Genomic DNA, 12,214 nt, shown 5'->3' on the forward strand with positions numbered 1-12,214 from the left:
CCCTACGGGTACAGTGCGGGGCTCCTGCGATTTCTAGCTGACGAGTGGATGGATAAAGAATTCCCAACTCTTCCACTATGGATATCAAACGTCATGAAACGTACAGCCTTTTAATTTAAAATAGGGTACAGGTATTCAAGAGGAAGGAGAGAAAGGAATGCCGACTCATTCTTTGGATTTGCGGCAAAGAGTTGTAGCAGCCTATCAGGCAGGTAACACCTCCATCCGCCAGGTAGCTAAACGCTTCATGGTGACCAAAAGAACAGTACACCGCTGGGTGCGTCAGTACCAACAAACTCAAGATTTAGCCCCTAAGAAAGCAGGCACCAAGCGAGTGGGCATTTTGGAACAACATCGGCAGGAAGTGATGGCAATTATTACAGAACACCCAGACTTCTACCTGTGGCAGTATCAAGAACTGTTGCGCGAGCGCTTAGGAATCAATGTAAGCATCGTCACGATACATAATTTCTTGAAAAAGCAAGGAATGACTCTAAAAAAAAAGACCTACCGCAGTGCAAAAGTCAAAGAAGAGGAGGTGCAAAGAGAACGACTAGCTTATAGTCAAGAAGTCAGGAATATTCCAGAAGAGGATTTGATTGCCATCGACCAGACGGGAGTCTGGGAGGGAATGGAGCGGAGAGTATCTCGGAGTTTACGTGGTCAAAGGGCTTATCATTATCGTCAGAGATACAAGGGTGAAAAGTATACGGTTATTGGAGCTATTTCCTTGAGAGGTGTAGTTGGCTGTCGTGTCATCAAGGGTGGGATGAAGAAAGGAGATTTTTTGGAGTTTTTGAGAAGCGAGCTATGTCCGAAGCCAGATGCGAGGAAGGTTGTGATTATGGACAATTTAAATATCCACAAGAGTCGGGAAGTTGAGGAATTGATTAGGGGTACAGGAGCACGAATCCTATACCTGCCTGTGTATGCGCCGGAGTTGAATCCCATTGAGATGATGTGGTCGGTGTTGAAGCATTTTATTCGGCAGCTTTGCAGAATTGGGAAATATAGCATGGAGCAGATAGTGAAGACTTCTTTACTACTGATCAATCCATCCTCCTTCCGAAGTTGGTTTGCTAAGTGCTGCTATTGTACCCCTTGAGCCCTTAACAGGCTGTAATGGTGAGCTTGATCACATTGAATCACAATTGACAATGTTTCGATATCACTATGGAAATAACTTGTAATCTTGACCGCAGCCGTAGCGCCAAGCCTCGCGGCGCCGCTTCCAGAAGTAGTCCTGGGGGTTGGTTTCCGGCTCCGGGCGATCTGTTAGCCTTTGCAGCAGCTCGTAGAGGCCAAGGGCGCCAAAGTGGCCCGCCCATGCCACCAGCTCCGGCAACCCCAACCGAGGCAAAAGTCTGGCTACCAAGCTGGGATCCCGACGCGTCACCCCCCACAGGGCCTGGGCCAAGCCGCCAAACTGCACCACATCCTGCAAAAAGGGCTGCACCACCTGGGGGCCAGCGGCAACCATGGCCGCAAACACCCTGCTCAACAGGCGGTTAATGCTATTGGGATCCCAACTTTTGTTCTGCAGAGGGGGAATCATGGCCTTCTGAAATAGCCAGGTCACGGCCAAGTTGGGCTGGTAGGGTTGCAGCAGGGCCAGGGCTGCCTGGTTCAACTGCCGTTGCGCCAGGGCCTCGTGGATCCCCTGCTGTAGGCGATCCAGGTGGCGCAACATGGCGCCAAAGCCGCCAAAGCTCAAAGGCGACTGGCTGCCGCTACTGTCTCCTACTGCCAGGAGGCGATCCCAGGGCAGTTGCAGGGGGCTGCACCGGTAGGCGGGGAAAACGCCACACAGCTTGCGCACCCAGCGGATTTGCTCCAGCTCAACCCCCTGGTAGGCAGGCAGTAGCCGGCAGTAGTCTTCCCAGAGCCTCTTTAGACTCGGTCGGCGGGGATCCCGGTCGCAGTAGGTAAACAGATAGGTGGTGCGGCCCTCGCGGGCGGGGAAGGCCTCCCAGAAGGGCTGGTAGCCGTTCTGGGCTGGGGTAAAGCTGTAGAACAGATCCCCCGTGGGTTGCTCCGGCAGCCCCTGGGCACAGGATCCCACCACCAGACAGACGCTGTCCGGCGGCTGCCCTTGGCGAGCCTGGGCCACAATGGGGGAGCGGTGCCCCATGGCATCCACCAGGAGCTGGGCGCTGAGCTGGCCGGTGGTGGTCTGGATGCGGATCCCGTCGGGGTGGACCGTGGCGCTGAGAAACCCGGTCTGCTCCCGCACCTGGCCCCCCCAGTCTAGGAAATGCTGCTTGAGGAACTCCAGCAAGCCGACCGGATCCACGCCCACATTGAGCACCCCTTCCACCCACCAGGTGGGACCCTCCCCAAAGCCAATGCGCCCACTGGGGTAGTGGGTAACCTGGACTGCCTCCCACTCGGGCGGGGTGAGCAGCTCCAGTTCTAACAACACCTGCAGCTCCTGCCGCGAGGTGTTCCACTCCTGCTCCCGCCCCCGCAAGATGCCGCGCTCGATCAGGATCACCCGCCAGCCTCGCCGGGCCAAAGCCGCCCCCAAGAGAATCCCCAGGGTGCCGCCGGCAATCACCACATCGGCATCCCGGCTGCCCAGGCGCTCAGAACAGCGGTGCACCACCGCCGGAGGCAACACCGTTGGCCCCTGCCGCAGGGATCCCCACCAGGCCTCCAAGGCAGGCAGAGCTTCAGGGGGGGAGATGAGTTCAGCCATGGTGATTTCCTCCAGGCTAGACTAGCCCGCGGCTGTGGAGGCGACGGTGGATTAAAACCAACGTATCCGCCTCGCCCACGTTGCCCGGAAACAGCACCACCGGCAGGTTGGGAAAGCGGGGGTGATCCGCCGGCGTGAGCACCATGGAGATCCCTGGGTAGATCTGCCCCAGCAGCCGCACGGCCGGCAGATTGAGGCCGAGGCTGAGGGTGTCGTTGGAGGTGATGCCGCCCTTGCTGACGAGATAGCCAATCCCCTCCGGCAGCCCCTGCACAATGGCCATCAACAGGCGGGAAACTCTCTGCCCAAAGGCCAGGCGTGCCTCCGGGTTGGCGCCGTCAAACCCCACTTCTTCCCGGCTGGTGTAGACCACCGGCGTCAGGCCCTGCCCGTAGGCGCGGTGGACTTGCTCCAGGATTGCCGGCAGCAGCTCGGCTTCCTTCCCCGGCTCCAAGAGCCGCCTTACCTCCACCTCGATGCCCTGGATCCCTGGCTCCTGGAGCAGGCGGGCCAACTGCTGGCTGGTCTTTTGGACATGGGATCCCACGATCACCACCCCCGGTTGAGAGGAGCGAACAAACTGCCCCATCTGTTCCGGGGGAACGGGTTGTGGCGGCAACTGGGCCAGAGCCGTCAGGAGGCTGGCGGCGCTGCGAAACAAAAAGCGTTTGCCTTGAGAGGCTGCCGCCAAAACATCTTGGGCAAACCGATCCAGATCCGCCTGGGTTTCTCCATCCACCACACAGCAGACATTCCCCTCCAGACTCAAAAGCCGCTCCAGACAGCCGGCGCGAATCTGCTCTAGGGTCAATCGCTCCACCTGCTCAGCCCGGATCCGCCCCTGGGTTTTCTCCTGCACATAGTCCGGCAAATAGCTGTGGTGGTAGCCAAACACCGCATCCCGAGCAAACTCCGTCTCATGCACCGGCACCCAGCGCTCCCCCACCCGTAGGTAGTGGACACTGTTGCGGGTGATGCGCCCTCCCTCAAAAAAGGCCGGCACCAGAAAATGAGCATCGAAGGGCCCCAGCTCCGCTGCCATCACATCGGTTTCCAAGGGGTAGTGCCCCCGCAGCGTCGAGTCGGAGCGGCTAACAAAAAGGGCCCGCTCCCACCCCAGCTCCCCCATGGCCTGCTTGAGGGCCCGGCAGACCGACCGCGTCACCTCTTCGGCCTTGGCCGGCGGCAGGGATCGGGTGTTGGTGAGGATAAAGCGAATTGGCGAGCTATCCTGCAACCCCAGCTTCAAGGTCTCCGGATCCCAGCGGGTGAGGAGCAAGCAACTGTGAACGGTTTGGGATCCGGTGGGATCATCGTCCAACACAACGATAGGGGGGAGAGCCATGAGACCGTCTCAATGACAAAGCAACCCGAGAACTCCAGACAGACGAATCCCCCTCAAAGGGCAACCGCTATTTTCATCTTCCCCCAAGTTGGCCATCTTCCCTGCCCCTATTCCAGGCGAAGTTTGCCATGATTGAGATCAACTGGCTCTGTTGAATCCAAAACGACTGCAGACATTTCCCCCCTGCCCACATTCATGGGAGAAAGCCATGGGGCAAGCCGAGCTGCAACTTCACATCAAACGGGTACAGCAGGACGTGCTGCGCATGGGGGCGCTGGTGGAAAAGTCGGTGGTCTTGGCCCAGCAGGCCCTGTTTGAACAGAACTTGGCCGCCGCCGAACAGGTGATCGCCCAAGACAAGCAAATTGACCGTTTTTATCGTCAAATCGAGAAAGACTGTATTAATTTGATTGCCTTGCGCTCCCCGGTGGCGCGGGATCTGCGCTGGATCAGTACCCTGATGCAACTGGTACGCGATCTGGAGCGGATTGGCGACTACGCCAAAGATTTGGCCGAAGTGGCCCTGCGCTTGGTCATGTACCCGCCGCCCCCGGAGCTGGGTCGTATTCGCGTGATGATGCAGCGCTGCCAGAAAATGCTCAGCCACAGCCTGGTGGCCCTGACAGAATTGGACGCCGACCTGGGCCGACAACTGAAGCGGGAAGACGACGCCGTTGATGAAGATTACACTAACCTTTACAATACGTTGGCGCAGCAGTCTGACATTCGCGGATCGGTCGAGCCTATTCTATTGATGTTGCTGGCGATCCGTTACCTGGAGCGTCTGGCCGACCACAGCACCAACATCGGTCAGCGGGTAGCTTTTATCGTCACCGGCCAGCGTGACTAACGCCAACGGGTTGGGTCTTGCGATGTCTTAACCCCTCTTTTTCTTTTTTGCCAATACCCAAAATGGACTTCTCTCGAATTTTTCAGCATTTTCTCTCTCAGCCTCCCGAGCAATTGACCGACAAAGATACTCTTCTTGCTCTCTTGCAGTCCGCCGATCCAGAAGCGCCGGAAATGCTGGAGATTGCCCTAGATGGCCTGGTGCGGGCCGGGTTTCTGGAACGATCCGGGGATCCACCCCGTTATCGGCGCAAGCCGGACGAATCTTTGGTGGTGGGGCGTTTGCGCTGTTCCAGCAAAGGCTTTTGCTTCGCCATTCGGGACGAGCCGGGGGTGGAGGATGTGTACATCCACGGCAGCAACCTCAGCGGCGCCTGGAATGGGGATCAGGTGTTGGCGCGGGTCACCAAAGATGGCAACCGTCGCCGCAGCCCTGAGGGAGAGGTGGTGGCCGTCATGGAGCGGGCCAATTCTGCCCTGGTGGGTCGCCTCAAACAGACGGAACAGGGTTTTCGGGTGGTGCCCTTGGACGACCGGCTGCTGTTCGAGCTGGCCCTGACGGAGGGATCCCCTGTCGAGCTGGCGGAAGGTCGGGTGGCCTATGTGGAGGTGAATCGCTACCCGCTGGGGGATCTACCCCCAACCGGAACCATTCGCAAAATCTTGGGCGACGGCCCAGAGGCCTCCATCGATGCAGATTTGGTCTGTTGCAAGTACGACCTGCCGCAGGAGTTTCCCGCCCCGGTGTTGGAGGCAGCAGCAGCTCTGCCCAAAAAGCTCAGCCGCTCTGACCAAAAGGGCCGCCGCGATCTGCGCGATTGGTTTTGCATCACTCTGGAGCCTTTGGATCTGCAGCATCCCCACGGCTTGGAACCCAACGTGGCCGTCTCCCTACAACGGCAGGAGGATAACCACTGGCTGCTGGGGATCCACATTGCTGACGTGGCCCATTGGCTGGATCCCGACCACCCCTTGGAGCAAGAGGCTCAGCAGCGGACGGCCACCGTCTACCTCGATACGATGGTGCTGCCTCTCTTTCCGCCGGAGGTGCACAACCGCCTGGCTCTGTTGCCACAGCAGGAGCGCTTGGCCTATTCACTGCTAGTGACCCTCGACCCAGAAGGGGTGGTACAAAACTTCGAGATTTACCCCAGCCTGGTGCAATCGCGGGCTCACCTGTCCTATGGTCAGGTGCAGGCTCTTTTGGCCACCACCGCCGACTTGGGCCCCGACGAAGAAGTGCCGGAGTTGATGGCCCTGCTGCAAAACCTGCTGCGCCTTAGCCAGATCCTACGGGCCAAACGTCACCAGGCGGGGGGATTTGACCTGCCCCTGTTGGATTTGCTCACTCCCCACTCTGCCGATGAAAGCGGCTACGGCCCCCTCTTGATCAGCGATCGCCTCGGCGCCCATGCCCTGATGACGGAAATTCTCCTGCTGGCCAACCAAATCCTGGGCCACCATTTGCGCCAGTTGGGGATCCCTTCTTTGGCCCGCGTGCAGCCTGCCCCTGCCGCCGAGGCCCTGCAGAGCTTTTTGCGCCTGGCCAATGCCATGAAGCTGGATCTGAATTTGCAAGATCCCGCTGTCGTAACTCTGGCGGACTGGCAGCGGATTTGTGCCCGCATCACCGCTCCCGATGTGTTGGCCTCTGGCGCGAGCCCAGCCTTGGTGGCGCAGATGCTGGCCACCTTGCCCCCGGTGGAGTATCGCCTCCAGCCTCTGGAAGAGCAACTCGGCCATTTTGGGTTGGGCCTCAAAGAACCCTACGCCACCTTTACGGCCCCCTTGCGCCGCTATGCCGACTTGCTCAATTTGCGTGCTCTGCACCTGGCCCTGAGCAAAGGACGCGATCGCCGCAGCTCTCGCTCCAAAACCGTGGTGGATCTGCACGGCCCCAGCGGCTACGGCCAAATCGACTGGCAAGTGTTGCCGCCCAAGGTGCAGGAGGAATGGCAGGCGTTTCTCCAGGCGCAACTGCCCAAAATTCAGGAGGGGTACCGGATCCGGCAGCAGGCGGAGCGGGAGCTGATGGGCCTGAAGCGCTCTGAGTTCATGCAAAAGCACCTGGGAGAGGTGTTCCCCGGCCTGATCATCGGCGTCCAGAACTACGGCTTTTTTGTCCAGGTGGATCCCATCTTGGCGGAAGGCTTGGTGCGGGTGAGCACCCTGAAAAACGATTGGTACGAGTACCGCAGCCGTCAGCAGGCGCTGGTGGGACGCAAGAGTCGGCGCCAGTTTCGCCTGGGGGATCGGGTGGAGGTGCAGATTAAGAACGTGGATTACTACCGCCAACAAATTGACCTGGCGGTAATCGGGGAAGGCCGTCCCTACGAAGAAGAAGAATAAGGCGGGGATCCCTCCATGGATCGCAGCTGGAGAGGACGGTTGTTGCGAACTCTGGCTCTGGCAAAATAGGCGATACCTAGATCAGGAAGATCCTACCGGAGCTTCCGGCACCCAGCTCTACTGCCCCGCAAGAGTCCAGGGTGCTCCCTGTGTCTGTATTGCCTTCCTATACTGAGTAGCAAAGCTCTGCCGAACTCCTATGCAGCCCACCAATCCCAACCAATTTACCGAAAAAGCTTGGAGCGCCATTGTCCAATCCCAAGATGTGGCCCGGCGGCACCAGCAGCAACAGTTGGAAACCGAGCATTTGCTGATCTCCCTTCTGGATCAAGAGGGGGGGCTCACCCAAACCCTCCTGCAACGGGCAGGTATCGATCCGAGGCTGGTGCGGGATAAAGTGGAAAGCTTCATCAACCAGCAGCCCAAGTTGGCGCGGGTGGATCAGCTCTACTTGGGTCGCGGCCTGGAAACCACCCTGGATCGGGCCGAGGAGTTTCGCAAAGAGTACGGCGATGATTTCATCTCGGTGGAGCACTTGTTTTTGGGATCCCTGCAAGATGAGCGGGTGGGCAAGCGGGTCTTGGCACCCCTGGGCCTGACGGTAGAGCGCCTCAAACCGGTCATCAAAGAGGTGCGAGGCAAACAGCGGGTCACCGACAAAAACCCCGAATCCCGCTACGAAGCCCTGGAGCGCTATGGCCGCGATCTCACCCAGGCGGCCCGCGAAGGGAAGCTGGACCCAGTGATCGGGCGAGATGACGAGATCCGCCGCGTCATTCAGGTGCTCTCCCGCCGCACCAAAAACAACCCCGTCCTCATCGGCGAACCCGGCGTGGGGAAAACAGCCATTGTGGAGGGCCTAGCCCAGCGCATCAACCGGGGAGATGTGCCGGAGTCTCTGAAAAACCGGCGAGTCATTGCTCTGGACATGGGCGCTCTCATTGCCGGGGCCAAGTACCGCGGGGAATTTGAAGACCGCCTCAAAGCTGTGCTCAAAGAGGTCACTGAATCCGAAGGCCAGATCATCCTCTTCATCGACGAGTTGCACACCGTTGTCGGCGCCGGGGCCGGCGAAGGGGCCATGGATGCCGGCAACTTGCTCAAACCCATGCTGGCGCGGGGCGAGTTGCGCTGTATCGGCGCCACCACCCTGGATGAATACCGCAAGCACATCGAAAAAGATGCGGCCCTAGAACGCCGCTTTCAGCCGGTGTACGTGGATCAGCCTTCGGTGGAAGATACCATCTCCATCCTGCGCGGCCTCAAAGAGCGCTACGAGCTGCACCACGGGGTGAAAATCAGCGACTCCGCCTTGGTGGCGGCAGCGGTGCTCTCCAACCGCTACATCTCCGAGCGCTTCCTGCCCGACAAAGCCATCGACCTGGTGGACGAAGCGGCGGCCAAGCTGAAAATGGAGATCACCTCCAAGCCCGTCGAGCTGGACGAGATCGACCGGCGCATCATGCAACTGCAGATGGAGGAGCTCTCCCTGAAAAAAGAAGATGATGCTGCCTCTAGAGATCGCCTCAGCAAAATTGAGCAGGAGCTGGCCAACCTGACGGAGCGACAACGGGAGTTGAATGCTCGCTGGCAATTTGAAAAAGAGGCTATCGAACGCCTGCAAAGCCTTAAAGCCGAGCGGGACGCCGTCAAGCTTCAAATCGAACAGGCTGAACAAAAATATGACCTCAACCGCGCTGCCGAGCTCAAGTACGGCAAGCTGATGGAATTGGAGCGGCAAATCCAAGAGCAGGAGGCTCACCTGGCCAAGCTGCAGACCAACGGCGAGCCGCTGCTGCGGGAGCAAGTGACTCCTGAAGATATTGCCGAGATCGTCTCCCGCTGGACCGGGATCCCGGTCACCAGCCTGATGGAGTCGGAAAAGCAGAAGCTGCTGCGCCTGGAAGCCCATTTGCACCAGCGGGTGGTGGGCCAAGACGAGGCGGTAGCCGCCGTAGCGGCAGCCATTCGGCGCGCCCGGGCCGGCATGAAGGATCCCAATCGCCCCATCGGCTCTTTCCTGTTCATGGGGCCCACTGGCGTGGGGAAAACCGAGCTGGCCCGTGCTTTGGCGGAGTTCCTCTTCGACACTTCCGAGGCGATGGTGCGCATCGACATGTCCGAGTACATGGAGAAGCACTCGGTCTCTCGTCTAATCGGAGCTCCTCCAGGCTACGTGGGCTACGAAGAAGGCGGGCAGCTCTCCGAGGCGGTGCGGCGACGCCCCTACTCGGTGGTGCTGTTTGACGAGGTGGAAAAAGCCCACCCGGATGTCTTCAACATCCTGCTGCAGGTGCTGGACGATGGCCGCATCACCGACTCCCAAGGGCGGACAGTGGACTTCAAAAACACCATCATCATCATGACCAGCAACATCGGCAGCGACCTCATCCTGGAAATTGGGGCCGATGAAAGCCGCTACGAGGAGATGAAAACTCAGGTGCTGGCCATGCTGCGGCACCACTTCCGACCGGAGTTCCTTAACCGGGTGGACGAGCTGATCATCTTCCACGCCCTCACCAAAGAGCAAATTCGCCAGATTGTCGGCCTGCAAATGCAGCGGGTGGAAAAGCTGCTGGCAGATCAGCAAATCGAGATCCTGCTCACCGAAGAAGCCAAGGACTACCTGGCAGAGGTGGGCTACGACCCAGTGTTCGGGGCCCGTCCCCTGAAGCGGGTGATCCAGCGGGAGATCGAAAATCCCATTGCCACCAAGCTGCTGGAAAACGAGTTCCTACCCGGCGACCGCATTTTGGTGGATGTAGCCAACGAGCGGTTGATCTTCCGCAAGATCGGCTCTCAGCCCAGCCAAGAGCCGCCGGCGGCTGTGGCCGTCAGCTAAGTCGGGGTCCTTCCGTCAAAGCGCAATCACTTGGTCAGGTGGGTTGTCCTTCAAGGCCTCGTAGAGGTCAGGGAAACAGCCCACCTGCACTCCTTTGACGACGTTTTTGGGAACGCACCGAGCTGGCTCTCTGCGCCCGCGTCCTTGAGCGTCGCACCAGCGGGGTTCCCCTTCGGCTAGGTTGCGCTCCAGAGCGCACATGTCACACATCATCAGCAGGATGTTTTGCTCTTGGGCAACTTTGGCCAAGCGCTCGCCAATGGGATCCCCCTGCCGCAAAACAAAGCAGTTGTCGTCGAAAAAGAACATGCCCACCACCTGCGCTCCATGCACCCCTGCTTCAAGCTGGGGCAGGATCATCTGGCCCAACTTATAGGTGCCGCAGCGAGGGTGAGTGAACACGTAGGCAACTTTCATGAGGCCCCCTTGCCGTTTTCAATTTTGATTATCAGTAATTATCATTTTCAGAGTAACACGAGTTTCTGGGCCAGAGTTGCCGGACCCAGCAGGCCGAGGTGTGTGGTGATCGGCAAACCAGCCTGAGACCGTTCCTGATGCTTTTGCGCCATCCCGCCCTCAGGCCTGGCTTCTCTCCCACAAAGGGAGAGGGAAGCTAGGATAGGCTACTGCGCCACTTCTGTCCTGCTGCTATCGGAAGCCCTTGCGGGATAGCAGGGATCCCTGGCTAGCGCTGAAACTGAAGAGCCTTTCCCCGCACCGAGGGATCCACCTGGCCGTTTTGAAAGGCAATCTGTCCGCCCACGATCGTGACTAGGGGCCAGCCCACCAATTCCCAGCCCTCGAAGGGACTCCAGCCGCATTTGGTCAGCAGCTCTTCCCGCCGCACCGGTTTGGGTGTGTGGCGATCCACCAGCACCAGGTCGGCGTCGTAGCCCACCTGCAGCCGCCCTTTGTTGGGGATCCCGTAGAGGCGGGCCGGCGCCTCACACATCCACCGCACCACCTGCGCCAGCGTGCAGCGGCCCTGCTGCGCTGCAGTCAGCATCAGGGGCAAGGCCGTCTCTACTCCCGGCATACCCGAGGGGGAGTGGGGGTAGGGCTGAGCCTTTTCTTCCAGAGTATGGGGGGCATGGTCAGTGGCAATGCAATCCAGGATCCCGTCCTGCAGCCCCTGCCACAGTTGCTCCGAATTGGGGGGATCCCGCAGGGGGGGGTTCATCTGGGCCAGGGATCCCAGCCGGGCGTAATCGGCGGTGCTGAGCAGTAGGTGTTGGGGGGTCACCTCTGCCGTCACCCAAGCTGGCTTGTGCTGGCGCAGCAGCTCGACCTCTAGGCCGGTGGAAAGGTGCAAAATGTGCAGGCGATGGCGGTAGCGGGTGGCCAAGTCCAAAGCCCGCCGTGAGGCGATCAGGGCCGATTCCTCGTCCTGAATTTGCGAGTGAACGGCTACATCTGTGCGTCCGGCAAACAGGGCCTTACGAGCTGTGATGCGAGACAAATCTTCGGCATGGACGGCAATTAAAAAGTTGGGATCCGTTTCCCCGAAAATCCGCTCCAGCGCCGCCTGATCATCCACCAACAGGGGCCCATGCATGGATCCCATGAAGATTTTGATGCCACAGGCTCCCTGCACCGTTTGCAACTCTTCTAAGTTATCGGCAGTGGCCCCGATGAAAAAGCCGTAATTGACCACACACTTGCTGCCTGCACGGGCCAACTTGTCATCCAGCGTCGCTTGGTCAATCGTCAGCGGGTCGGTGTTGGGCATCTCCAAAAAGCTGGTCACCCCGCCCCGGGCACAGGCCCAGGATCCCGTCTGCAGGTCTTCTTTGTGCTCTCGGCCCGGCTCGCGGAAGTGAACTTGCGGATCGATCACCCCCGGCATCAAGGTATGGCCCTCGGCGTCGATGACCTTGGCCACCCCTTCTGGCGAGAGGTTTTGGCCGATTTGGGCAATGCGCCCCTCCCGCACCAGCACATCCCCCCGCCAGGGATCCCCTTCCGGCACCAGCAGCTCAGCATTTCGGATCAGCAAATCTCCAGACAAAGCTCCGCCCTCCCCCAAAGGCGCTCTCAAGATAAAGACTATTGACTTGGCTCCGCCAGCACAGCCGCATCTGGATCCAGTAAACTACCCGGCTCCGACCGCTAAGCGGTACGGAGCGGGCTT

At 59.4% G+C, this 12,214-nt stretch carries 8 protein-coding genes; 4 read left to right on the forward strand and 4 right to left on the reverse strand.

Features of this window, described 5'->3' with window-relative positions:
- The first annotated feature begins 157 nt into the window (after positions 1-157).
- Entirely contained in the window at positions 158-1,105 is a 948-nt protein-coding gene (locus NW843_RS04165) for an IS630-like element ISSoc15 family transposase (protein WP_414522198.1), read from the forward strand.
- Between the two features lie 66 nt (positions 1,106-1,171).
- Here the strand turns inward: NW843_RS04165 and NW843_RS04170 are convergent, their stop codons facing one another.
- Together NW843_RS04170 and NW843_RS04175 are read right to left on the reverse strand one after the other, a co-directional pair.
- Complete coding sequence (locus NW843_RS04170) at positions 1,172-2,698, reverse strand: FAD-dependent oxidoreductase (RefSeq protein ID WP_414522199.1); 1,527 nt, start codon at positions 2,696-2,698, stop codon at positions 1,172-1,174.
- A gap of 16 nt (positions 2,699-2,714) precedes the next feature.
- Complete coding sequence (locus NW843_RS04175; RefSeq protein ID WP_414522200.1) at positions 2,715-4,043, reverse strand: four-carbon acid sugar kinase family protein; 1,329 nt, start codon at positions 4,041-4,043, stop codon at positions 2,715-2,717.
- 208 nt (positions 4,044-4,251) lie between these two features.
- Here NW843_RS04175 and phoU point away from each other — a divergent pair, with 208 nt between their 5' ends.
- The 3 genes from phoU to clpB all read left to right on the forward strand — a co-directional run bounded on the left by phoU (position 4,252) and on the right by clpB (position 10,083).
- A complete protein-coding gene (gene phoU, locus NW843_RS04180; protein WP_414350183.1) occupies positions 4,252-4,893 on the forward strand; it encodes a phosphate signaling complex protein PhoU in 642 nt (213 codons plus the stop codon).
- A gap of 62 nt (positions 4,894-4,955) precedes the next feature.
- On the forward strand, positions 4,956-7,241 hold the full coding sequence (locus tag NW843_RS04185; RefSeq protein WP_414522201.1) for a ribonuclease R family protein: 2,286 nt from the start codon (positions 4,956-4,958) through the stop codon (positions 7,239-7,241).
- 199 nt (positions 7,242-7,440) lie between these two features.
- Positions 7,441-10,083 (forward strand): ATP-dependent chaperone ClpB, encoded by a 2,643-nt coding sequence (gene clpB / locus NW843_RS04190; protein ID WP_414331635.1) that lies wholly within the window; start codon positions 7,441-7,443, stop codon positions 10,081-10,083.
- A gap of 15 nt (positions 10,084-10,098) precedes the next feature.
- Here the strand turns inward: clpB and NW843_RS04195 are convergent, their stop codons facing one another.
- Both NW843_RS04195 and NW843_RS04200 read right to left on the reverse strand, forming a co-directional pair.
- A complete protein-coding gene (locus NW843_RS04195) occupies positions 10,099-10,500 on the reverse strand; it encodes a SaoD/DsrE family protein (protein WP_414522202.1) in 402 nt (133 codons plus the stop codon).
- A gap of 268 nt (positions 10,501-10,768) precedes the next feature.
- Entirely contained in the window at positions 10,769-12,091 is a 1,323-nt protein-coding gene (locus NW843_RS04200; RefSeq protein WP_414522203.1) for a dihydroorotase, read from the reverse strand.
- Positions 12,092-12,214 lie beyond the last annotated feature (123 nt).

Source organism: Synechococcus sp. R5-12 (assembly GCF_047502655.1).
GTDB lineage: Bacteria > Cyanobacteriota > Cyanobacteriia > Thermostichales > Thermostichaceae > Thermostichus.